Below are 24014 nucleotides of genomic sequence, written 5' to 3'. Positions count from 1 at the left end.
TTAGCCTTTTATCGTCTTGTTTATATTTTTGGGCCGGCATGAAGCCGGCTTTTTTTATGCTTTCATTAATGTGCGCGCGATCACATAGGCCGTTTAGCGCAACAATCATTGACACTTCCTATCTTTCCAATCAAATCATAACATATTGATATATATTCATAATTTTCATGAATGTATATATCTATAATTCATAATCCTGAATTATATTAAATAGATTGGAAACATTTTGAAATCTTTTAAATACATTTGTTACATGTAATCCTTAAAATAAAATGAACTTCATAGAATAGTATCCAAATGTGCTTTTTTTTGGATAACGGCACTTATTGATATATTCATGAAGATTATAATCACAAGGGAATACATAATGAAAAGAAAAGTTCTGGCAATGCTGGTCCCGGCGTTATTAGTTGCTGGCGCAGCAAATGCGGCTGAAATTTATAATAAAGATGGCAATAAACTGGATTTATACGGAAAAGTAGTAGGTCTGCACTACTTCTCTGACAACTCGGGCGCTGATGGCGATATGTCATATGCCCGTATCGGTTTCAAAGGCGAAACACAAATCGCTGACCAGTTCACTGGCTATGGTCAGTGGGAATACAACCTTCAAGCAAATGGCACAGAAGGCGATGGAGATAACTCAGCTACCCGTCTGGCATTCGCAGGTTTAGGTTTTGGTCAGAATGGTACTTTCGATTATGGTCGTAACTACGGTGTCGTATATGATATCGAAGCATGGACCGATATGCTGCCAGAATTTGGTGGTGATACCTATGCTGGTGCCGACAATTTCATGAACGGTCGTACCAACGGCGTTGCAACCTACCGTAACAATGGCTTCTTTGGTCAGGTTGATGGTCTGAACTTTGCTCTGCAATATCAGGGTAATAATGAAAGTGGTGGCCCCTTCGGGCAGGAAGGTTCCGGTAGTGGTGATGGCCGTAGCCTTTCCAAAGAAAATGGTGATGGTTTCGGTATGTCTACATCCTACGACTTCGACTTCGGTTTAAGTCTGGGTGCTGCATATTCAAACTCTGATCGCTCAGATCGCCAGGTTGGAGTTGGTTTAAATGATCGTAACCATAGCAACAGAAATGCTGGTGGTGAAACCGCTGAAGCATGGACTGTTGGTGCAAAATATGATGCTAATAATGTGTATTTAGCAGCTATGTACGCTGAAACTCGCAATATGACCCCATATGGTGGTGGCGAGTTTGATAATGGTGAATCAAGATCAGCCATCGCTAACAAAACCCAAAACTTTGAAGTTGTTGCTCAGTATCAGTTCGACTTCGGCCTGCGCCCGTCCATCGCTTACCTGCAATCTAAAGGTAAGGATTTAGGCGGCTGGGCTCATGACGGCAACGGCGACCCGCGTTACACTAACAAAGATCTGGTTAAATACGTTGAAGTCGGTGCGACCTACTACTTCAACAAAAATATGTCCACCTATGTTGATTACAAAATTAACCTGCTGGACAACGATGATGACTTCTACGAAGCAAACGGCATCGCTACCGATGATATCGTTGCTGTGGGCTTAGTCTACCAGTTCTAATCAGCCAACACGCCTCGGCGTGTTACTGTAAAACATAACACTAGGCTGTGTCCCTTAATTACGCAACCGTTGATAAAAGAGTCGGATGCAGCCCAGTTTCACCATCGCCAGATAATTTCTCGCCGTTTTGTCGTAACGCGTAGCGATGCGGCGGTATTCTTTCAGGCGACCAAAGCACCGTTCAACGACGTTGCGATTGCGATATGCATCGCGATCAAGCCGTGCTCGTCCATCCGATGCCATTTTTTCATTTGATTTTCGGGGGATGACTGCCTTTATGCCTTTATTTTTCAGCTCGTTGCGCAATGTGAGTCCGGAGTACGCTTTGGCGGCCAGCACAACATGACCACGGCGTTTCATGCAACCGTTCTGACGATGAACGCCAATGCCGTCCAGAAGTCGTTGCGCGAACTGGCTTTCATGAGACTGCCCGGGGCTTAGCACGATATTTAACGGGAGGCCGCTTCCGTCTGTTGCCAGATGGATTTTGGTGCCCAAACCGCCTCGAGGGCGACCCAGCCCATTATCTCCGTCGATATCGGAATTTTTTTTGAGCTCCGGCGGCGCATTTTAGTGCCCGGATATTACTGCCATCCAGCGCTGTGGCAGACCAGTCAACAAAGCCGTTCGCATCAAGTAGTGAAAGCAATCTGTTGAAAATGATGTTAATCACGCCTGACTTTGACTACCTGTTAAAGCGGTTATAAACGGTTTTCCATGGCCCATATCGTTCGGGTAAATCGCGCCATGGTGCGCCGGAACACAATACCCAGAACATGCCGTTGATGATTTTACGATGCTCTGCACATGGGCGCCCGGCCCGTCGTGTGGCAGGTTCAGGGGGCAACAAGGGCTTGATGATGGCCCATGCTTCATCGGGGAGGTCGTAGCGAGCTATGGTTCAATATGTTGTGGAAACAGACCGTTACTATAGCTCAAACTATTACGGGACACAGCCTAATAAAATCATGGCTCCTCACAAAGAAAACATCATTGAAAGAGCTCAGCAGTTTAAAAGAGTTTTAGTTTTACAGGATACAATTGAACTTAATTATTCTGGTCTGAATGAAAAACAGGGAGTTGGTCCTAAAAAATATAAAGATGAAAGAAACTTATTTCTTCATCCTCAACTCGTCATCAGTGAGTCAGGTGTTTGCCTTGGGGTTTATGATGACTATCAGTGGTTCAGGGATGAATTAAAGACCAGTAAAAATACCCGATAAGAAATCTGCAATGATTTACTTCATAAAAACATGTCAGTGAAAAAGAAACCTGGCGTTGGGTTGAAGGATATAATAAAGCAACAGAACTGGCCCGCCAATGCCCTGCTACCCATGTATTGTCAATTTCTGAGCGCGAAGGCGATTTTTATGATCTGTTTGAACACGCAGAACAGACTCCCGGAATAAAAGCTGACTGGCTTGTCAGAATGAAATTTAATAACAGAGCCACGCTGAATATCAATGGAAAACGGGATCATAGGTTGTTGCACGAAAGAATCATGGAGATTACACCGCAGCAACTGGTTGAATTCGCTATACCAGATGGGCGGGGGCAACCAGCCAGAACAGTGACACAGGAATTGCGCCTGGCCAGACTGACACTGCATCCCCCCCACCGGACGTAGAGGAAAGCTTCGTTGTGTTCCGGTAACCGTAACAGTTTTGCTTGCAAAAGAAAGAAACCCACCGAAAGGGACCCAACCTCTTATCTGGTAGTTAATGAGTAGTATTCCTGTTGAAGATTTAACGGAACCAGCACAACTTATTCAGTGGTATTTACAACACTGGCAAATTGAAGTTTTTTTTAAGTATTAAAAAGTGGATGTCAGGTTGAGACATTACAGCTTGAAACGTTTGAAAGAACCCGGAACAGTCTCGCGCTATATTTAATAATAGACTGGCGAATCATGTATATAACCTCATTGTATAAAACTATGCCAGAAATATCTAGCAAATTTATTTCCCCCGGAGATGAGTGGAAATACCTCTGGCTTCTTGTTGAAAATACAGCACCTCCGAAAAATCCTCCTGATATAAAAACAGCAACAGTAATGTTGGCGAGACCTGGAGGATATCTGGCAAGAAAAAATGATTCGCCACCAGGCCCAAAAGCAATATGGTCAGGATTAACACGATTAATGTTGTCAATTAATGACATAGAAATATCCCAGAAAACTTGTGGGTAAGGGTATGTAAGGGCAACGGTGATCATGATTGGATTCTGGCGGATAAAAACGCGCATACCTTAACGATAAGCGCGATGTTGTTCAAGTAGATATGGGGTATGTATTGGCCTAATGATGTTGGGTTTATCGTCAAAACGCTTACCTGAGAGGTAAGCGTTTTGCGCGTATTACTGAAAAAAGCGAATTATTTGTAAGTTGCAATCGTAATATTGCCAGAGAAATTTCTCTTTATATTGCGGATATCATTATCCCTTGACCGATTATCATCTTCAGCGTTGTTATGGATGATACTTTCGCCTTTAGTGGTATAGATATAATTAGCAATATCAAAGTTGTTATTCTCGCTATTTACGACTGCTCTTAAAACGTAAAGGGTTTGTGTGAATCCGTTTGCTGAGAAATCGGCATGAAGATGGTTATGTCTACCATTCAAAGCAACAAAACTCGGACAATCAATTAATTTATCGCTAACAGCTAGAGCGGCGCTACGCACATCATGTGCAGCGTTATCATTAGCAACATGAAATGCTTGTGAACAAGCATAAAACAAATTTCCAATCCCGGTAGGACTGGATAAACAAGAAATAATTTCTTCTCTTTTTTCTGGCGTTATACGATCCTGCTCTAAAGACTCTCTCACCAGATGACATTCATCAGATTTGAAAATAAATTTCTTGAATATTTCCTCATAAACATCATGAGAAAGAGATCCAGAGCGAGTGAAAGATTCGTTGGCATGAAATTTTTCGCTAAGTAAGTCTCTTATAGTGCTGTTTATTTTTTCACCACAACATAAAACAAATGAACTTCCCTCCAGAACTTGTCTTTTTGCATCTGCAAGGAGTGAGCTAAATTCCGCCTCTCCAAGCGTAAGGTTTTCCATACCTGATTGATGTAAATACTGTTCTGGAATTAAATCTTTTTGTTCCTTTAGAAGCTCGATCATTCGGCATTCGGTTTGCTTATCAGTACAGGAAGACATGTTATAGTTATTTTTAGCAACTTCCAGCTTAAGAGCATTTGCAGCAACTGTTAATTCTGAGAGTTGATGTTTTTCAAATTGATCGTGATCTGATAATAACCTTATAAACTCTTTTACATTTCGACCACTAAAATCCTGTTCCCTACTCTTTCGATCAAAACATTTTTTTTTGTTATTGAGCTCACGATACATATCAGTGACTTTAAATTTATTACTTCCGGTCTGCTCAATTTTTGTATAACTATCCATGCCTGTAACGGCAATCCATGTCTTATAATTCGCATTCTCCGATTCAGGCGTAACATGAAAATAAGGAACCAATTTATCACTAATATCATGTCGATAGATATGAAAAGAATCTAAAATGTATAATAATAAACTGCGAAAAACTTCACGAAAACTGTCATCGTGAGACCTTGCCCTATAATTATCGAGCAGGCCACTTTGTTCCATCGCATTTAACTTAGAAATATTACTCTCGAGGCTTTTTTCGATACTCTCCCTTAGATTCTGATTTTGTAACTGGCTATTATCATTCTCTGTTTTATTTGGATATATATTACTCGTCACACTAACCATAGTAACCTCGCTATTCCTCACGATGAACTATTAATTTATACACAACAATCCGAATTTAACACCACCGCTGAATATCTTAGCCCTAACTGTCAACACCCAAGTTACCAGTGCAGCGACTTAAATTAACGTCCTGGGCTAATAAATTGTGCCTGAGATGATCTCTGGCACAATTACACCTTATATATCTGAACGGAACTATCAAAAATCGCTCATCAGTAATCCCCTGAGCTATTTAGTTGTTTGTTTAATTACCCTTGGCTTCTATGCCGCTGGGTTTAATACCTTGTTACACCCCTGGCACCCACAGGGACGGGCTGTTATACGAAAAACGATCTACTGGGGCATTTTCAAATCCATGGCTTGGTGAATCCGGTATTAGTACCAGTCCGTTGTGAGCTGCGTGAATATGCAGCAGTGAATCACTCCCTGTGTCGATATGCAGCGTCGGTACACCCCGGTCAATCTCAAGAATGAGGCCGAAACACGCCGTGCCGGATACATCCACAACTTCACACTGAAGGTTTTGATCTGCTGAAATATTTACCTGATAGGACTGACAGACTTCTTCTGGCTGCTCAACGTTACCCAATTCTCAGTCCTGTAACGTCATGGTCATCGTTCAAGGCTGGTCTGTGAGTATGACATTAGCAGCGCACACACCTGATGGCGGAACTGCTGACGCTTGCTTATCCTTGTACGCCGCTGACACCATGTATACCAGCCGCTGCGGGCCACCCGGAGCACACGGCACATTGCTTTGATGCTGAACTCCGCCTGATGTTTTTCAATAAAGACATACTTCATTTCAGGTGCTTCGCGAAGTATGTCGCGGCCTTTTGGAGGATGGCCAGCTCTTCATCTCGCTCTGCCAGCTGGCGTTTGAGACGTGCAACCCCGGTGGGCATCTCCAGCTCACGTTCAGAAGAAGTCTGCTGATGTTGCTGTTTACTGCGCCAGTTGTAGAGCTGTGATTCATACAGGCTGAGTTCACGGGCTGCGGCAGCACACCGATGCGTTCAGCAAGTTTCAGGGCTTCACTGCGTAATTCAGGCGAATGTTGTTTACGTGCTTTTTTGCTGGTTGATACAGATTTTGTCATGTGAGTCACCTCTGACTGAGAGTTTACTCACTTAGCCGAGTGTCCACTATTACTGGGTAAGATCATTTCATCTCCATCTACGGCACACGCAATTGCCAAACATATCGATACAGCACCTTACCCTGCCCCTCCTGGCACAATAACATCTACCAGTGACTCTTCCAGCCACCCCAAATGCATTTCTTTATGAATTAATCCGCAACAAAACCACCTCCCATATAAAAATATTTGCAAAAATAGTGCATGAAAAAAGCCTTTTCTACAGCAGTTCGGGATATAAATATTCAACAGAATAGCAATATTCCATAGCACTCAATCTCTCATCGTCGTCCCAGACCTCTGATAATGGTCTAAAATCATTGAAGTCACTTGTGACCACATGACTCAAAAAGGAAAATTTGGCGTGAGAAACATTCAACATCAGTGCAGCATCATCATTACATATTTTCCCTCGTCGCCTACCGCTTTCGATATATTGACTCAATTTTCCAGCCTGGTTAAAAATAGCGACCAGCTCAGTCGCAAATATAGTGACTAACCTAACTAAGCAACAACAAGGAATACACTATGACTGTTCAAAAAAGTAAAGATCCGCAGGTCGATACTGCTGAAGATAATGCATTCTTCCCTTCAGAATATTCGCTTAGCCAATATACCAGTCCTGTCTCTGATCTTGATGGCGTGGACTATCCAAAACCGTATCGCGGTAAACACAAAATTCTGGTGATCGCCGCGGACGAACGTTATTTGCCGACCGACAACGGCAAATTGTTCTCAACCGGTAACCATCCGATTGAAACGTTGCTACCGTTGTATCATCTCCATGCTGCAGGTTTCGAATTCGAAGTGGCGACCATTTCCGGCCTGATGACCAAGTTTGAATACTGGGCTATGCCACACAAAGATGAAAAGGTAATGCCGTTCTTTGAGCAGCATAAATCGTTGTTCCGCAATCCGAAGAAACTCGCGGATATTGTCGCCAGCCTCAATGCTGACAGCGAATATGCAGCAATCTTTGTTCCTGGTGGTCATGGCGCACTTATTGGTTTACCAGAAAGCCAGGACGTAGCTGCCGCTTTACAGTGGGCAATCAAAAATGACCGTTTTGTTATCTCCCTTTGCCACGGCCCAGCGGCATTTCTGGCGCTTCGCCACAGCGATAACCCACTGAACGGTTATTCCATTTGCGCATTCCCAGACGCCGCAGACAAACAAACGCCAGATATTGGCTATATGCCGGGTCATCTCACCTGGTACTTCGGCGAAGAGCTGAAGAAAATGGGCATGAACATTATTAATAACGACATCACCGGGCGAGTTCATAAAGACCGTAAACTGCTCACCGGCGACAGTCCTTTCGCAGCGAATGCGTTGGGTAAACTGGCAGCACAGGAAATGCTGGCAGCTTACGTGGGTTAATCCCTGTTACATTGTAATGTAAGCGCATAATCAATCGCAGCCACGTGACTACTCACGGCGTGGCTGCGTTTTTTCATGGTTAACCTGTGGCGTACTGAAGCCATAGGTTAATTTCTTTGCGGTAACGTAATACGGAACACATTATGCTTATTTAAATAGTGATACGTAGCACTTCCCCCATGCAATTCGGCAATTGCTTTGACTAAAGAAAGGCCAAGCCCCTGACCTGCAGAATGACGCGAATTATCTCCCCGCCAAAATCTACGGAAGAGTTTTTCCGGCTCATTAATTTTCGATCCAGGGCTGGCGATATCAATATTAAGAGAGCCGTTGGCATCAAGAAAACTGGTTATATGAATGCACGATTTTTCTGGTGAATATCGAATGGCGTTAACAATAAGATTCGATAACATTCGTTGAAGTAAAATTTCATCCGCAAAGATTTGCTGATTGCACTCGACCTGAAAACGAATCTGTTTCTCTTCTGAAAGGTATTCCAGATAGTCTAACAAATTCCCAATTTCCTTGTTAAGAGAGAGCGAATCCAGTTTCACCAAAACATTGCTTTTATCTGCTCTGGCAAGAAACAGTATATTCTCTGTTAACCGCGAAATATTTTCCAGCTCTTCAATATTTCCGGCAATTGTTTTTTGATATTCACTGATACTTCGGGTTTGACTGAGCGTCACCTGATTCTGACCCAGTAATGCATTAATTGGCGTTCTAAGTTCATGAGCGAGATCGTCAGCAAATTGGCTAAGGCGCTCAAAATCTTTTACTAAAGCATGGTGCATTTTATTCAACGCCTGACCAAGAGGTTTTAATTCACTCGGTAATGCGATAACCTCAACAGGCTCTCGGGTGTCGTTATAATTTAATGCTTCCGTTACCCCACTCAACTTTTTGATCTCTCGTAATCCCGTTCTGATTAACAGCGGACTTAATACTGAGCACAGTATAATGGCGACGATGCAAATTATAATGCTATTAATTTTATACTGTTCAAGCATGTTATGTCTGGCTGAAGCCAATTTAGCCACAGTAACCGTTAATGATGGCGAAATTTCATCAATGTTAATTCGTAAAGCATCTATCTCTGTGTCATTAATAATGCTTCTGTAAATGCCAGCTGCACTGATTGCCTCAGTCGTAGGTATGTTATTTAACATATCATCACTGACATTGGTTCGGTTAACAATTTTATTGATGCCATGACCATGAATGATCAAAATATCCTGACTAACATCCATCATCCGGTTAAAATAGACAGGTAAAGTATCTGGATTTACCCCATCAATTAGTAACTGCTTGATCTGTGCAGTCCGGTTAATGAGTGTTGTATCATCGCGCCATTTCAACTCACTTGCCAGGCCATTATAGAGAGTCCAGACAATTCCAGCGCCAGCGACAGACAGTAGCAATATAAAAAGCAAGGTTAAACGGACGGTTATAGATAATCTTTTCATTATTTTTTTACCGCTACAAATGAATACCCCATTCCCCGGATTGTAGCGATTAGCTTTTCAGGAAAAGGATCATCAACTTTTGCGCGGAGCCTGCGAATAGCGACATCCACCGTATTAGTATCACTATCGAAATTGATTCCCCAAATTTCACTCGCAATAACCGTTCTGGGTATAATTTCGCCAGCTCTGGAGGCCAGTAGCCAAAGTAACTGAAACTCCTTGCGCGTCAGTGTAATACTGATATTGTCCCTGCTCACACTTTGGCTGACAGAGTCCATTCTTAATCCGCTGATTTCTAATGTTGAATTCAGCGCATGATGTTGCCTTAATTGTGCCCGAACCCTCGCCAGCAACTCAGAAAATGAAAAAGGTTTTACCAGATAATCATTTGCCCCACTGTCCAGCCCTCTGACTCTGTCATCGACAGAATCCCTTGCTGTAAGGCAAATAACGGGGGTTTGCTTTGCCGTTCGTAACGTTTGTAAGATCTGCCAGCCATCCATACCCGGAAGCATAATATCCAGAATGATCAATGAATAATCATCCTTCAGCGCAAGATAAAGCCCATCTCTGCCATCAGAAACCGCATCAATGACATAACCTGCTTCTGAAAGCCCCTGCGTTACCCATTCCTGGGTCCTTTGATTATCTTCAATAAGTAGAATCTTCATGAAAATAATATGCCATAAATCATATGTTATAGAAACAGCTTGGTTCATTACAAAATTGTAATGCTTCTGTAAGGTTATCACAGACGTTTTTTCGCTATTCTCAAAACTCATTCACATGACAAGGATATAAACATGTTAAAGCGTTATTTACTACTCTCGGTTGCAACGGCTGCATTTTCATTACCTTCTTTGGTTTATGCCGCACAACAAAACATTCTTAGCGTGCACATTTTGAACCAGCAAACAGGAAAACCCGCTGCCGACGTGACAGTCACTCTGGAAAAGAAAGCGGATAACGGCTGGTTACAACTTAATACCGCCAAAACAGATAAGGATGGACGAATCAAGGCACTGTGGCCCGAGCAAACTGCAACCACGGGCGATTACCGTGTTGTATTTAAAACTGGAGAATATTTTAAGAAACAAAATCTTGAAAGTTTCTTCCCTGAGATCCCTGTTGAGTTTCAAATTAATAAAGTGAACGAGCATTATCATGTACCTTTGTTACTTAGCCAATATGGGTATTCAACCTATCGTGGCAGTTAATGCGTAAATATGTAAAAGCAGATCTCTGCTACTGTTAGGGAGGAGACTCCCTGACAGATTAACAATCTCTTACTGGTTAACGACAAAACAGTGTGATGGCTTATGAAAAAGAATCAATTTTTAAAAGAATCTGATATTACGGCCGAGTCGGTATTCTTTATGAAGCGTCGGCAGGTGTTAAAAGCACTGGGCATCAGCGCGGCTGCACTTTCTTTGCCTCACGCTGCGCATGCCGATCTGCTTAGCTGGTTTAAAGGGAACGATCGTCCACCCGCCCCCGCCGGAAAACCGCTGGAGTTCAGCAAGCCTGCCGCCTGGCAAAATAACCTACCGCTGACGCCAGAAGATAAAGTTTCCGGCTATAACAACTTCTATGAATTCGGGCTAGATAAAGCCGATCCCGCCGCTAATGCTGGTAGCCTGAAAACCGATCCATGGACACTGAAAATCAGTGGCGAAGTGGCAAAACCATTAACACTCGATCACGATGATTTAACTCGTCGCTTCCCGCTGGAAGAGCGTATATATCGTATGCGCTGCGTGGAAGCGTGGTCGATGGTGGTGCCGTGGATTGGTTTTCCGTTGCATAAATTGCTGGCGCTTGTAGAACCCACAAGCAATGCGAAGTATGTCGCTTTCGAAACGATTTATGCGCCGGAACAGATGCCAGGCCAGCAGGATCGCTTTATTGGCGGCGGGCTGAAATATCCTTATGTCGAGGGATTACGTCTCGACGAAGCAATGCATCCGCTCACACTGATGACCGTAGGTGTTTATGGCAAGGCGTTACCGCCACAAAATGGCGCGCCGGTGCGACTGATTGTGCCGTGGAAATATGGCTTTAAAGGGATTAAATCGATCGTCAGTATTAAGCTGACCCGCGAGCGTCCGCCAACCACCTGGAATCTGGCAGCGCCTGACGAATACGGTTTTTACGCCAACGTTAATCCGCATGTTGATCACCCGCGCTGGTCACAGGCTACCGAACGATTTATTGGTTCAGGCGGCATCCTCGATGTACAGCGCCAGCCAACGCTACTGTTTAATGGTTACGCCGAGCAGGTGGCATCGCTGTATCGTGGACTGGATTTGCGGGAGAATTTCTAAATGCGTCTGACAGCAAAACAGGTGACATGGCTGAAAGTTAGCCTGCATCTTGCTGGATTGTTGCCGTTTCTCTGGCTGGTCTGGGCGATTAATAACGGTGGATTGGGTGCCGATCCGGTGAAAGATATTCAGCATTTTACTGGTCGCACTGCACTGAAATTTTTGCTGGCGACCTTGTTAATCACACCTCTGGCACGTTACGCAAAACAGCCGTTATTGATACGCACTCGCCGCCTGTTAGGCTTATGGTGCTTTGCCTGGGCGACACTGCATTTAACCAGTTACGCATTGCTGGAGCTGGGCGTGAATAATCTGGCGTTATTAGGTAAGGAGTTAATTACCCGGCCTTATTTAACGTTAGGTATTATGAGCTGGGTAATTTTGCTTGCGTTAGCGTTCACTTCAACCCAGGCGATGCAGCGAAAACTCGGCAAACACTGGCAACAGCTGCATAACTTCGTCTATCTTGTCGCGATCCTGGCCCCAATACATTATCTGTGGTCAGTGAAGATTATTTCACCGCAGCCACTCATCTACGCTGGGCTGGCTGTACTGCTTTTAGTCTTACGGTATAAGAAGTTGCTTTCCCTTTTCAACCGGCTACGCAAGCAGGTTCACAACAAATTATCTCTATAACTTCTTAATGCTGACATAGTACGCCTTACCCCTGCCGGATGCGGCGCGAGCACCTTATCCGGCCTACACAGATCGCATCAGGTTATGTTTCGTTTGTCATCAACCTCAAATCATCGAAGTAATTTATTTTATTTCAATAAGATAGAGAGTACATCTGGGTACACTATGCACTCGTCTCCCAAGAGTTGTTGCATTTTGCTATGTGTTACAATATAACATAACACATCATGTACAATAACTCTGGAGGAAACTGTTTTGGCGATTCGTCTTCATAAAATGGCTATTGCTTTAGGTGTATTTATTGTTAGCGGTCCTGCCTTTTCGCATGGTCATCACTCACACGGCAAACCCTTAACAGAGATCGAACAAAAAGCGGCTAATGGTGTTTTTGATGATGCCAATGTACAAAATCGAACGCTCAGTGATTGGGATGGAGTGTGGCAATCCGTTTATCCCTTACTGCAAAATGGCAAGCTTGACCCTGTCTTTCGAAAGAAAGCGAATGCAGATAAAACCAAAACATTCGCAGAAGTTAAAGATTATTATCAGAAAGGCTACGCGACAGATATCGAAATGATTGGCATTGAGGACGGCATTGTTGAATTCCATAGAAATAATTCAACAACATCCTGTAAATATGATTACGATGGATACAAAATACTCACCTATAAATCAGGCAAGAAAGGCGTTCGTTACTTATTCGAATGTAAAGATCCTAAAAGCAAAGCCCCTAAATATATACAATTTAGCGATCATATAATTGCACCACGAAAATCATCTCATTTTCACATTTTTATGGGTAATGATTCACAGCAATCTTTATTGAATGAAATGGAAAACTGGCCAACGTATTATCCCTATCAGTTGAGTAGCGAAGAAGTGGTCGAGGAGATGATGTCTCATTGAGTCTTCCATGAATAGCGTCTCGATGCCGTTTTTATTAAGTTATCATAGCAACCACAGGTCCATCCACAAACGCCACTGAATGCAAGGTAGCTGCAGACACGCTCATCGCTATGACGTGTCTGCATCTTAATAAGCAAGCCCTCATAGGGTTAATCAATAACGGACTCCATATACAATACTGCCAACAGCGTAAGATAACTGGGCGCAGGCAATTGCTTATATTGACTGTTCACAATTTACCCTTTTCAATTTTTTAAATAACAAATTCTTAAAACCACATCTGTATAAGGTATTTTTAAGGTTCGTGGGATAGCTTGACTGTGAAAATTACAGGAGCTATAAAAATGAATCGATTCTCAAAAACTCAAATTTATTTACATTGGATAACGCTGCTTTTCATTGCAATCACTTATGCCGCAATGGAACTCCGTGGCTGGTTTCCCAAAGGTAGTAATGCTTATCTGTTGATGCGTGAAACACATTACAATGCGGGTATCTTCGTTTGGGTGTTAATGTTTTCACGTCTTATAATAAAACACCGTTATAGTGATCCCTCTATTGTGCCACCGCCACCTGCCTGGCAAATGAAAGCGGCTTCGCTAATGCACATCATGCTTTATATAACCTTCCTTGCGCTTCCACTGTTGGGGATTGCTTTAATGGCTTATAGTGGAAAATCGTGGAGTTTCCTTGGTTTCAATGTGCCGCCTTTTGTTACCCCAAACAGTGAAATTAAAGCATTGATAAAAAATATTCACGAAACCTGGGCGCACATAGGTTACTTTTTAATCGCAGCCCACGCTGGCGCAGCGCTCTTTCATCATTACATTCAGAAAGATAATACTCTGTTACGAATGATGCCTCGCCGCAAATAAGTCGATCCCCTGACAAGGAAATGTGAACCATGGACATCAACGCGTCATAAATGTTTACGCAAGTGCACAATGCACCCTTTCCACTATCAACAAGGAGGAGCCGAAACTGTGTAAATCGTACAATGGTAAGACTTATCAAAAATACAGGTTAATTTTGGTATTTAAACCTTTTTTACTTGTTAGTATGATACAAAGGCTTTCAAAAAAGCTGGGAAATTCAACAACTCTTGGAAATTATGGACCTTGTCCCGCGGCTTTAATCTGACGGCCGCGTTCCTTTTTTGGCTCAATTATTGACCCCTTCTCTACGCAACTTCAGTTCCCACCACCAACTTTGCGGCAGTTTCATAGGATGAATGTCTAAAAGAATAATGGTGAGCGATAAGAAAACGACTGAATAACTGCACATTTTCGCTCGAAAGCTTCCTGTCAGATCAACAGCTAATCAAGTGCTGAATGTCACAGTATCGAACAGAAAACAGTGACGATCTAACCCTTCAAGAATATTCTACGATTGTTCTGTTTAGGAAAAGCAAGGCGGGAAGTCGGGAGATAAGTCATTGATAAAGTGGCGGAGAGAGGGGGATTTGAACCCCCGGTAGAGTTGCCCCTACTCCGGTTTTCGAGACCGGTCCGTTCAGCCGCTCCGGCATCTCTCCGTTCAGATGGTTGCCATGATGCCAGGAAATTTGGCATTTTAACAGTCCCTGTCCGTGCAATTTTGTTCAAGTGACGAGTTTGCGAGCAAAACGATGATTAAGTGGCCCTGGAAAGTACAAGAATCAGCACATCAAACTGCCCTTCCCTGGCAGGAAGCACTATCGATTCCCCTTTTAACGTGTCTGACGGAACAGGAACAAAGCAAATTAGTCACTCTTGCCGAACGTTTTTTACAGCAAAAACGGCTTGTTCCCTTACAGGGCTTTGAGCTGGATTCATTAAGAAGCTGCCGGATAGCCCTTCTATTTTGCCTGCCCGTTCTGGAGTTAGGGCTAGAATGGCTGGATGGTTTTCATGAAGTCTTAATTTACCCTGCGCCATTTGTAGTCGATGATGAGTGGGAAGACGATATCGGTTTAGTGCATAACCAACGTATTGTTCAGTCAGGTCAGAGCTGGCAGCAAGGGCCAATCGTTTTGAACTGGTTGGATATACAAGATTCGTTTGATGCTTCTGGTTTTAACCTGATTATTCATGAAGTCGCTCATAAGCTGGACACCCGTAACGGCGATCGCGCCAGCGGAGTTCCCTTTATTCCGTTGCGTGAGGTTGCTGGCTGGGAACACGATCTTCATGCTGCAATGAACAACATTCAGGAAGAGATCGAATTGGTTGGCGAGAATGCGGCGAGCATTGATGCTTATGCTGCCAGTGATCCTGCTGAGTGTTTTGCTGTACTTTCTGAATATTTCTTTAGCGCCCCAGAACTTTTTGCTCCTCGTTTCCCTTCATTGTGGCAACGTTTCTGCCAATTTTATCAACAAGATCCTTTGCAGAGACTGCATCACGCTAATGATACAGACTCGTTTTCGGCGACGAATGTTCATTAATTAACAACTTTGCAGATTAATTAACCAATTGAAATGACTTATGAAATTTAGTGTTGACAGACAAGGTACCGCTAAGTAACATGCGCCCCGTTCACACGATTCCTCTGTAGTTCAGTCGGTAGAACGGCGGACTGTTAATCCGTATGTCACTGGTTCGAGTCCAGTCAGAGGAGCCAAATTCAAGTTTTCATGCTTATCTGTACATCTCTATTTGTTTACGATTCAGTAAGTTAGCGTGAAAATCCTCCCCGGTGCGTATCTGGTTTTCTCTCCGCATCGGGATAATTTGGTGGTCAGATCTGGGGTCAGTTTGGTTCGATTCTGGAGTGACCCCCAAATGTCTTTAAACGATTCTAAAATCCGCAAGTTAAAAACCTCTTCCCGTCCGGTAAAACTCTCCGATTCTCACGGTCTGTATCTGCTCGTCAATCCGGGCGGTTCACGCATCTGGTATCTCAAATATCGTTTCAACGGAAAAGAATCCAGAGTCAGTCTTGGCGCATACCCGCTGGGTCTGGATGTTCAGTTCGCGTAAATGCTCACTGAACCGTTTTGTAATATGGATACGGTCATTTACCGTTTTGAAGCTGCCGCCTGCTTTCTTCGTCAGTGCCTTCATTTCACTACTTAATTTGCTCATGACTACCCTCTACAACCAAAAAAACAGTCTCCGGCATGTGCTTTTTGGCTGCGCCAGAACGATACCTTCACGTCGAAGTGGCAGTTTGTTGAGGTTTAGGGAGTTTCAGGCTGTACGCGGTACAGACTGTCTGACGAAACAGGGGTGTCTCCGGGGCGTCGTGCCCCCCTCGGTATCGATCTTTTTCTCCTTTACTCTGAACTGACAGCGGCCCCAAAGGACATGTCAGGCGGCGAAAGGCAGATATGCTAGTCCGCCGGCATCATACCGCCATCTCATCAATTAGTTTCACGCCCCTGGCGATACGTATCCGCAGGACGCCCTCAGTTCATCAGAAAAATGCCAGGCAGATCAGCCAACAGACCGCGCACTGTCTGTACGGCCTGTGATGACAATACGCAGGAAAGTAAAATCTGCGTCAACGTTTCACAGTATTCGCCAGGCAGAAATTACAACGCTCCGGTATTCTGGTGTTTGTTTGAGGCTCGCTGCCGCTGTACGGAGATTTCTGCCCCCCGAACCAGTGGTGCCAGCAAAAAGATAATTCCCGACATGAATGCTAGTCCGCAATAAACCACTGGAAAACCGGTTATTTCCGCAATATAACCAATAGGCGCAGGGGCCATCAGCGTACCTAAATACCCAATGGTTGTGGCAATGCTCATTCCTGTGTTGGTGGAAATATTGGGCTGATTTCCCGCCGCGGAAAAGATAATGGGCACAAGGTTGGCGATGCCGATTCCCGCTAAGGTAAATGCGCAGATCGCCTGCCAGGGATTGTGTGCCAGCGCGCTCAACAATAGGCTAGCGCCTGCCAATAAGCTGGAGACTCGTATAATTAATATTGCGCCGAAGCGGTTGCGGATCACGTCACCCATAAAGCGAAACAAGGCCATTGCTACAGCAAAGCAGGCGAAGGCAAGGCTGGCGATTTCTGTTTTTGCATTGAGATTTTTAATCAAATAGCGTGACGACCAGTCAACAACAGCGCATTCAGGGATCATGGCCAGAAAAGCCATCAATCCAATCAGATAAATCGCCGGAGAACGAGGCAACCGGGTGGTCTGTCTGCTGGTGGATTTAACCGTCTGTATGTCTTTAAAAATGGCCGGAGCGATAATCAGCGTCAGTATTAAGGCCACGGCACTAATAAAAAAGATATGCGTCAAAAAGCCAAATTGTTTAACAAGATGGCCGCCTATCGAGCCCGCCGCAAATAGGCCGATACTCCAGAAGCAATGGCAGGAGGATAAAATCGCTTGTGAGAGTGATCTCTCCACCGCCACGGCATTCGAGTTCATCGCTACATTCATGGCACCAATCATCGCACCAAGAACAAATAAAGCTGGCATCAACACTAATGGGGTGGTGGCTAAACCAACCGGAATTAATGCCAGGGAGGCTGCAAGGGCAAAAATACGCGTTACGATTTGTGTCCCCATCTTTTCCATCAGAATGCCTGATATGGGCATCATGGTTAGTGCACCGAATCCGAAGATCAGAATTAAATGGCCGATCACTTTGTCGGTCACGCCAAAGCGCGGTACAAGCTGTGCAATTTGCACAGCCCAACCTCCGGTGACGAAGCCGTTGATGAAAAATAGCATAGTGACAGCCCAACGTCCCTTCTGTGTGATATTCATCAGCACTCTTCTCTTGTGGTACAGGATGTTTTCTTACGAGAGCTCTGAGTTTCCATCTCCATCTGGTGCTCTGGGGTAAAGGCGATCACTACTTTTTCGCCTGTCTGTGGAATGATTTTCACATTACGAAAATCTGTAATTGCAAGCACGGCACCGCACTCTTTCAGACTGTCTGTACCGATGCCAACACAAATTGCGCCTGCTGTAACAGCAGATGTTACGCCGCTTCTTGAATCCTCAAAGACCAGTGTTCTGGACGGTGCAAGATGAAACCGCTCTGCGGCAAGCAGATAAGGATCGGGATAAGGCTTGCCGCGCACGACATCATCACGTTCGACAATCACTGAAATGCAGGGCGTGATTTTCAGCATCTCCATAATACGATCGATTTTCGACCGCCAGCCGCTAGTGACAATCCCCACACTTATGCCAGCCTTATGCAACGCCTGGATAAGTTCGCTAACTCCAGGGATCGGGTCGTAATCAGCGGTATTTTCAACGTGGATGATATGTGACTGGACCTTCTTTTGATCTTCCAGGGAAAGGTCGCTGAACAGGGCGCGAATGGTATGCGGGCCGGGCTGTCCGTGAATATGCCTGACGATATCCTCTTCCGTTAGCGTCTTGCCAAACATCTGTGCGCCTTCAGCCCAGCCGCGCTCAATCACCGCATTGGAATCAATAAGGACACCATCCATATCGAATAAAACAGCGGCAATACGGTTCGCAGAACTATGCATTTTCTCTCTCCAGATTTTTATTGCGCGTTGCGCGAGTGTATGCGGTAGCAATAACCACTTGCCCCAATGAAATACCACCATCGTTAGTCGGAACTAACTGATGGCTGTAAGGCCGGAATCCACAAGACTCCAGACTGTTAAGAGAATTAACGAGGATGAATTCATTGCAGAACACGCCGCCGCTCAGGACAATTTGTTGCGTGCCTGAGCGTGCCACCAGACGTTTACAGACCTCGCAAATCATGTCGACGATGGTAGAGTGAAAGCGCCGACTTAGTTCGGCCATATCAAAACCGGGCTGGCTGAAGCATTGCACCAGTTCCCTTATCATCGGGCGATAATCCACCTCGAGCTTATTCTCGACATCGGCAATGATGTAGCTGAACGGAGCCGTCATATGAAGTTTACACTGCAGCAGCGCTTCCAGTTCAATGGCCGCCTGGGCTTCGTACTCCACCTGAGTGCAAACGCCCATCAGCGCGGCGATGCCGTCAAATAGTCTGCCCATGCTGCTGGTCGTGGTGGTGTTGATTTTTCTGGTCGCCATTTTACTGAATATATCGCGCTGCTGAGGCTGGAGCGCCTGCAAGCCTGGTACTGCGAGCGTACTGATATCTTCGCCGAAGGTTTCCACCAGTAAGGAGATGCCGACGCGCAGCGGCTCTTTAACTGCCCGATCGCCTCCGGGCAGGGTCATTGAACGCAAGCATCCTGCACGCTCGAATTTTTCGAAATCACCAACGAGAAACTCACCGCCCCAAATGGTGCCGTCGGTGCCATATCCTGTACCGTCAAAAATTACGCCTAGAGTAGTACCTGACAGGCCATTTTCCGCCATGCAGGATGCCATATGCGCGTGATGGTGTTGAACCTGAACGACCTGATGCTCTAAATTCTCCAGCGCATGCCGGGTAGAGCGGAAAGAGGGATGCAAATCGCAGGCCACGACATTTGCCTTCACGTTCAGCAGGTTTTGAAGATGATCAATACATTCGATATGTGATTTAAAAGTCACGTTATTCTTAAGATCGCCAATATGCTGGCTCAGAAAAACCTGTTTTCCTTTGCCGATGCTGATCGTGTTTTTTAGCTCCGCCCCGAGCGCGATAACGGAATCCACTGCGTAAGGTAGATGAATAGGGTATGGCGCGTAACCGCGGGAGCGGCGCAAAAACGATAGCTGCGAGGTAATGGCGTCGTTGCGAAACACCGTGCGGACCACCGAATCGTCAACACGCGTATGAATATCGCGATTATTCAGAATGAAGTAATCCGCGATTTTCCCGAGTTGCTTAATTGCCATGTCGTTGTCAAAGACGATCGGATGACCGGAAATATTACCGCTGGTCATAATCAGGATCGGCAGAGACGGGTCTTCCAGCAATAAATGCTGAAGCGGCGTTGAAGGCAGCATTACACCGATGTTCGGATTATGTGGCGCAACGGTACTCGCCAGCAGGACGTTGCGCTTATACAACAAGACAATGGGACGCTGCGGGCTTTCCAGCAATTTGTGATTACAGGGGGGGATGAAAGCAATACGCGACGCGCTTTCCACATCCGCGACCATCACTGCAAAAGGTTTGGCGTCTCTTCGCTTGCGTTGCCGAAGTTCATTGACAGCATTCTCATTGCAAGCATCGGCCACGAGATGAAAGCCACCAAGGCTCTTTATTGCAAGAATTCCGCCTTCTTTTAGTTTCGTAATGGCAAATTTGACAATATCATCTGTGTGAACGGATGTGCCCTGTCGATCGGTAAGTTGCAACTGTGGGCCGCAAACTGGGCAGGCATTGGGCTGGGCATGATAGCGTCGATCCTCAATATCGTTGTATTCACGCTCACAGGTTGGACATAAAGGGAATTTACGCATAGTGCTCTGGGCACGATCGTAAGGCATACCAAGAATAATGGAATAGCGCGGCCCACAATTGGTGCAATTGGTGAAAGCGTAACGATAACGATAACGATGATTATCAGGATCGCTTATCTCGCGCAGGCAATCGCTGCAGACGTTGGTATCTGGCGGGATAATCGTGTCCATGCTGGTATGATCGCAGCTTTTACGGATGCTGAACGTTTCATAGTGCGCTCTGGTATCCGTTGGGCTAACTTCCTGCGTACTGATGATTTTTGCCAGTGGTGGTGCCTCGGTCACCAGTTTGTCCAAGATTCTGGCAATAACCGTGCCGGATGCCTGCAGCTCAAGCAACACGCCTTCTGAATCGTTTAACACCCAGCCGGTGGCACCATAGGTGCGGGCCAGTCGGTGAACAAAGGGACGAAATCCAACGCCCTGAACGACCCCACAGATGCGGTAACGCCGGGTTTCCGGCGTCTCGTGAAGCTCAACAGAGTCTGGGTAATTCTGCGCCATATAATTCCTCGACTTCTGTGTGTGTTCCATCAGCTTCAATCATATAGACTTCAGTACCCGAGACAGCGGTGATCTCGCCGATAATTGTCGCGTGCTTGCCGACAGGATGCTCCTGCAGCAAATGTAGTACCTTCTGAGCATACTCAGGTTCAACAAACAGGCATAAACAACCTTCATTAGCGAGATTAATGACGTCAACACCCAGCATATTAGCTGCCATGGCGGTTTCCGGCTGTATGGGCAAAGATGGCTGGTCGAAATGAATCTGATAATTTGTTGCGCGCGCATGTTCGTGTAAAACAGCGGACAGCCCACCGCGCGTAACGTCTCGCATTGACGCTATTTTGCCTTCAGGGATGTTGCTGATGAGTTTGTCAATAATGTGGTTCAGCGGTGCGCAATCACTAAGAATATTTCGCTCGAACCCCAATCCTTCCCGCATCGACAGCAGGTGAATCGAGTGATTGCCGATATATCCGCTCAGGATTATTTTCTGCCCCGGACGCACGTTCTTAACTGAGACTGGCGGATGTTCAAACACGCCGATGCCAGCAGTATTGATAAACAGCCGATCTGCTTCACCTTTGCCTACGACCTTGGTATCACCGGCGACAATCTTGACCTCTGCCTCACGAGCCGTTTCACGTACGGACTCGATGATTCTGACCAGATCAGCCATCGGCATACCTTCCTCAATAATAAGACTGAGTGTGATGTAAAGGGGACGAGCCCCACTGACAGCGAGATCGTTAACGGTGCCGCAGACGGCGATTTTGCCAATATCACCGTTGCCGAAAATCAGCGGCGTGGCAACAAAGGAGTCGGTGGTGAAGGCAATTCGCCTGGTGGATAACCCCAGCACCGCGCTATCTTCCATCACGCCCAGATAGGTGTCACCGAGAATGCTAGCAATTTTTTCAACCAACTCGCGGCTTAATTTCGCCCCGGTGCCATGATCCAGTACAACGACCTCTTCATGATTTAGCGTCTGGGTTAAGCTCATGATGCTTCCCTTTCGCCGCGCTCAGGCAGATCGTTCTGTTTTTGCAATATTGATAAAATTTCCGCAGAAGGTGCTACAGTTGCGCAATAGCTGGCAAGCCACTCGAGTGCACGCTCTGTATCTTCGGACGAAGGCGCGAACACGCAGTCGTCCGGTACCCAGACGTTATAGCCGCGAAAGAAGGCATCTGCTGCAGTAGTCTGCACGCAAGCATGAGTTTGCAACCCGGTAACGATTACGGTTTTTACCCCGAGTTGCTGGAGGATTTCGTCGAGATCGTTATTAAAAAAACCGCTGTCTCTGCCCTTGACTACAACCAGATCTGTGGGGCGGTATACTTTATCGATAATCTGGTTTTCCGGGCGACCAGCTAGTGCAGGAATGCCCGCTTCGCGGTTGCGATAGCGCTTTTGTACCGCCGGGTCATTAGGATCGTTGATAAGTTGCAGGTGGATAATGGATTGATCCAGAGCGCGAATGCCATCGAGAAACTGATTAAACTGGACGAGTTTTTGCGCCAGAATTTCTGGAGAGCGTGTTATTTTGTAGGTAAACTCATACTGCAGGTCATTAGTGAGAACGGCAATATTTGGCATAAATATTTAATCCTTATTGTATTTATATAATGAATTTTTTTGAATGATTTATGAGGTCAATTTTTATAAATAACCTGCGCATTAGTGAGTGCTAAATAGAACCAAGAGCAGCAGGTATGGCGTTTCTGAGTTTGACAAACCAAGGGGATCTCGGCGTAAATCATTTTACGCATCATGTCATCTGTTGCGAGTATTTGTATAATTCCAATTTTTCAGGATTCAATAAATGTCAGGAATAGATATAAGGCTGCTGCGTGCATTTGTGACACTGGCGGAAAAGGGAAACTACAATAAAGCTGCAGAAGCTTTATTTCTGACACAACCTGCGCTTTCAAAGCAGATCAGGATGCTCGAACAGAAGACCGGAGGGCAGCTTTTCCTGCGTGGTCGCCACGGGGCAGTGTTGACGATGGTTGGCAGGCAGTTGTTTGCTAAAGCTTATGAGTTGCTGAAATCCCACCACGATTTTTTAACCTACGCCAGAGAAATCCAAAAGGGGAGTACGGGTAAACTGGTGCTCGGATTTGGTATATCTTCGTTTAAAAGCACACCAGTTTGGATTAACACTTTTCGCCAGAAATTTCCCGACTGCGACGTTGTTATCAGCCAAATTGCCTCCAGCGTACAAGCCAGGATGTTGATGGAAGGTGAACTGCATGCTGGTTTTGTTCGTATGCCGGTAACAGAATTATTGGCCTCTCGCTTAATAAATAAAGAAAATCTGGTGTTGGCTGTCCCGGTAGCCGTCGATATTGATCCCACCGATCTCCAGCGTACGCTGGCAATCTATCCGATTTTATGCATGGATCCAGCGGTCAGCCCTTGTCTGGCGGAGCAAACGACTGCGTTCCTGCGGGATAATGAACTCATCATTGAGCCAATCTCTGCGACGAATGATATTCATTCCCTGCTAGCATTGATAGCCGGAGGGAATGGTCTCGCGCTGCTACCCGCCAGCGTCGAGAATTTTTTACCTGTAGGAGTCAAGCTGATTACTCTGTGGGGAAAGCAGATCATATGGAACATTGGTGTGGCATGGAATCCGAAAATCGACAACCAGATGCGGGATGAGTTCCTGCAGATTGTCACGCATTATTTACCGTAAACGCGTTCGAAACGTCGGGGCATTTTAGAGTGAAGGCGAACTGGGATTTGGTACATTACAACGCAATTGCCTTGCAAGCCAGCACCCGACTTATTGATTATCATGCACGGTAGTGCCAGAGTGGATAACAGGTGATGTTTGTCGTCGGATCTGTAATAAGTTATTGCGATTGTAGGTACAGCTATCTTCACAGGTTAATTGATTGTAAGTGAAGCTAAAGGAGCTACTGAGTAAACTTCAAATGTTACTTTAAAATGGTGGCCAATCTGGTGGTCTTGATAAACCCAATTTTTTGTTTTAGCTTATCAATCAGCTATTTATTGGC

20 protein-coding genes, 2 tRNA genes and 4 pseudogenes are annotated in these 24014 nt (G+C 45.3%); 13 read left to right on the top strand and 13 right to left on the bottom strand.

Features of this window, described 5'->3' with window-relative positions; genetic code table 11:
* Positions 1 to 367: 367 nt before the first annotated feature.
* Positions 368 to 1561, top strand: coding sequence for a porin OmpC (gene ompC / locus FQZ95_RS19505; protein WP_160530550.1), 1194 nt, complete (start codon positions 368 to 370; stop codon positions 1559 to 1561).
* A 54-nt stretch (positions 1562 to 1615) separates the two neighbouring features.
* On the opposite strand, the pseudogene FQZ95_RS19500 reads toward ompC, so the two are convergent.
* Positions 1616 to 2459 (bottom strand): annotated as a pseudogene (locus FQZ95_RS19500) (IS5 family transposase).
* A gap of 13 nt (positions 2460 to 2472) precedes the next feature.
* Between FQZ95_RS19500 and FQZ95_RS19495 the strand changes: the two are divergent.
* Entirely contained in the window at positions 2473 to 2784 is a 312-nt protein-coding gene (locus FQZ95_RS19495) for a hypothetical protein (RefSeq protein WP_157945120.1), read from the top strand.
* 686 nt (positions 2785 to 3470) lie between these two features.
* Entirely contained in the window at positions 3471 to 3749 is a 279-nt protein-coding gene (locus tag FQZ95_RS27060; protein ID WP_105268767.1) for an IS4 family transposase, read from the top strand.
* A 184-nt stretch (positions 3750 to 3933) separates the two neighbouring features.
* Here the strand turns inward: FQZ95_RS27060 and FQZ95_RS19485 are convergent, their stop codons facing one another.
* The 3 genes and pseudogenes from FQZ95_RS19485 to FQZ95_RS19475 all read right to left on the bottom strand — a co-directional run.
* Positions 3934 to 5310 carry a hypothetical protein gene (locus tag FQZ95_RS19485; RefSeq protein WP_160530549.1) on the bottom strand — a complete coding sequence of 459 codons (1377 nt, stop codon included), beginning with the start codon at positions 5308 to 5310 and terminating at the stop codon, positions 3934 to 3936.
* 286 nt (positions 5311 to 5596) lie between these two features.
* Positions 5597 to 5899 carry a hypothetical protein gene (locus FQZ95_RS19480; RefSeq protein WP_170876768.1) on the bottom strand — a complete coding sequence of 101 codons (303 nt, stop codon included), beginning with the start codon at positions 5897 to 5899 and terminating at the stop codon, positions 5597 to 5599.
* A 77-nt stretch (positions 5900 to 5976) separates the two neighbouring features.
* A pseudogene (locus tag FQZ95_RS19475) lies at positions 5977 to 6409 on the bottom strand (transposase); the annotation flags it as partial.
* A 567-nt stretch (positions 6410 to 6976) separates the two neighbouring features.
* Here FQZ95_RS19475 and hchA point away from each other — a divergent pair.
* Positions 6977 to 7828, top strand: coding sequence for a glyoxalase III HchA (hchA, locus tag FQZ95_RS19470; RefSeq protein ID WP_160530547.1), 852 nt, complete (start codon positions 6977 to 6979; stop codon positions 7826 to 7828).
* A 107-nt stretch (positions 7829 to 7935) separates the two neighbouring features.
* Here hchA and hprS read toward each other — a convergent pair whose 3' ends face one another.
* Both hprS and hprR read right to left on the bottom strand, forming a co-directional pair.
* Entirely contained in the window at positions 7936 to 9294 is a 1359-nt protein-coding gene (gene hprS, locus FQZ95_RS19465; protein WP_160530546.1) for a two-component system sensor histidine kinase HprS, read from the bottom strand.
* Positions 9294 to 9965, bottom strand: coding sequence for a response regulator transcription factor HprR (gene hprR, locus FQZ95_RS19460; RefSeq protein ID WP_032303405.1), 672 nt, complete (start codon positions 9963 to 9965; stop codon positions 9294 to 9296). The genes hprS and hprR overlap by 1 nt, the downstream gene beginning before the upstream one ends.
* A 132-nt stretch (positions 9966 to 10097) precedes the next feature.
* On the opposite strand from hprR, the gene hiuH reads away from it, so the two are divergent.
* The 5 genes from hiuH to FQZ95_RS19435 all read left to right on the top strand — a co-directional run bounded on the left by hiuH (position 10098) and on the right by FQZ95_RS19435 (position 14035).
* A complete protein-coding gene (gene hiuH / locus FQZ95_RS19455; protein WP_000920116.1) occupies positions 10098 to 10511 on the top strand; it encodes a hydroxyisourate hydrolase in 414 nt (137 codons plus the stop codon).
* 102 nt (positions 10512 to 10613) lie between these two features.
* On the top strand, positions 10614 to 11618 hold the full coding sequence (msrP, locus tag FQZ95_RS19450; RefSeq protein WP_160530545.1) for a protein-methionine-sulfoxide reductase catalytic subunit MsrP: 1005 nt from the start codon (positions 10614 to 10616) through the stop codon (positions 11616 to 11618).
* Positions 11619 to 12254 carry a protein-methionine-sulfoxide reductase heme-binding subunit MsrQ gene (msrQ, locus tag FQZ95_RS19445; RefSeq protein WP_160530544.1) on the top strand — a complete coding sequence of 212 codons (636 nt, stop codon included), beginning with the start codon at positions 11619 to 11621 and terminating at the stop codon, positions 12252 to 12254.
* Between the two features lie 255 nt (positions 12255 to 12509).
* A complete protein-coding gene (gene zinT, locus FQZ95_RS19440; RefSeq protein WP_160530543.1) occupies positions 12510 to 13160 on the top strand; it encodes a metal-binding protein ZinT in 651 nt (216 codons plus the stop codon).
* 344 nt (positions 13161 to 13504) lie between these two features.
* The gene (locus tag FQZ95_RS19435) at positions 13505 to 14035 is read left to right on the top strand and encodes a cytochrome b (protein WP_160530542.1); all 531 of its coding nucleotides are present in this window, start codon (positions 13505 to 13507) and stop codon (positions 14033 to 14035) included.
* Positions 14036 to 14604: 569 nt separating this feature from the next.
* Here the strand turns inward: FQZ95_RS19435 and FQZ95_RS19430 are convergent.
* Positions 14605 to 14694 (bottom strand) — tRNA-Ser (locus tag FQZ95_RS19430).
* Between the two features lie 93 nt (positions 14695 to 14787).
* Between FQZ95_RS19430 and mtfA the strand changes: the two genes are divergently transcribed.
* The 3 genes and pseudogenes from mtfA to FQZ95_RS19415 form a co-directional block, all read left to right on the top strand.
* On the top strand, positions 14788 to 15585 hold the full coding sequence (mtfA, locus tag FQZ95_RS19425) for a DgsA anti-repressor MtfA (protein ID WP_001302302.1): 798 nt from the start codon (positions 14788 to 14790) through the stop codon (positions 15583 to 15585).
* A gap of 100 nt (positions 15586 to 15685) precedes the next feature.
* Positions 15686 to 15761, top strand: a tRNA-Asn gene (locus tag FQZ95_RS19420).
* 161 nt (positions 15762 to 15922) lie between these two features.
* Positions 15923 to 16096, top strand: a pseudogene (locus FQZ95_RS19415) (Arm DNA-binding domain-containing protein); the annotation flags it as partial.
* Here the strand turns inward: FQZ95_RS19415 and FQZ95_RS19410 are convergent.
* The 6 genes and pseudogenes from FQZ95_RS19410 to FQZ95_RS19385 all read right to left on the bottom strand — a co-directional run.
* Positions 16088 to 16225 (bottom strand): annotated as a pseudogene (locus tag FQZ95_RS19410) (phage integrase N-terminal domain-containing protein); the annotation flags it as partial. The pseudogenes FQZ95_RS19415 and FQZ95_RS19410 overlap by 9 nt on opposite strands.
* Positions 16226 to 16674: 449 nt before the next feature.
* Positions 16675 to 17868: an MFS transporter gene (locus FQZ95_RS19405; RefSeq protein ID WP_088541390.1), complete on the bottom strand. Its 1194-nt coding sequence runs from the start codon at positions 17866 to 17868 to the stop codon at positions 16675 to 16677.
* The gene (locus FQZ95_RS19400) at positions 17868 to 18608 is read right to left on the bottom strand and encodes an HAD family hydrolase (RefSeq protein WP_160530540.1); all 741 of its coding nucleotides are present in this window, start codon (positions 18606 to 18608) and stop codon (positions 17868 to 17870) included. The genes FQZ95_RS19405 and FQZ95_RS19400 overlap by 1 nt, the downstream gene beginning before the upstream one ends.
* Positions 18601 to 20985 (bottom strand): carbamoyltransferase HypF, encoded by a 2385-nt coding sequence (hypF, locus tag FQZ95_RS19395; RefSeq protein ID WP_160530539.1) that lies wholly within the window; start codon positions 20983 to 20985, stop codon positions 18601 to 18603. The genes FQZ95_RS19400 and hypF overlap by 8 nt, the downstream gene beginning before the upstream one ends.
* Positions 20957 to 21988, bottom strand: coding sequence for a hydrogenase expression/formation protein HypE (hypE, locus tag FQZ95_RS19390; protein WP_000060073.1), 1032 nt, complete (start codon positions 21986 to 21988; stop codon positions 20957 to 20959). The genes hypF and hypE overlap by 29 nt, the downstream gene beginning before the upstream one ends.
* Positions 21985 to 22584 (bottom strand): cysteine hydrolase, encoded by a 600-nt coding sequence (locus FQZ95_RS19385; RefSeq protein ID WP_160530538.1) that lies wholly within the window; start codon positions 22582 to 22584, stop codon positions 21985 to 21987. The genes hypE and FQZ95_RS19385 overlap by 4 nt, the downstream gene beginning before the upstream one ends.
* A gap of 226 nt (positions 22585 to 22810) precedes the next feature.
* On the opposite strand from FQZ95_RS19385, the gene FQZ95_RS19380 reads away from it, so the two are divergent.
* Positions 22811 to 23689 carry a LysR family transcriptional regulator gene (locus FQZ95_RS19380; RefSeq protein ID WP_050487865.1) on the top strand — a complete coding sequence of 293 codons (879 nt, stop codon included), beginning with the start codon at positions 22811 to 22813 and terminating at the stop codon, positions 23687 to 23689.
* Positions 23690 to 24014 lie beyond the last annotated feature (325 nt).

The organism is Escherichia sp. HH41S (assembly GCF_009820115.1).
In the GTDB taxonomy this organism is placed as follows: Bacteria; Pseudomonadota; Gammaproteobacteria; order Enterobacterales; family Enterobacteriaceae; genus Escherichia; species Escherichia coli_F.
This window is presented reverse-complemented; position numbering and strand designations above follow the sequence as displayed.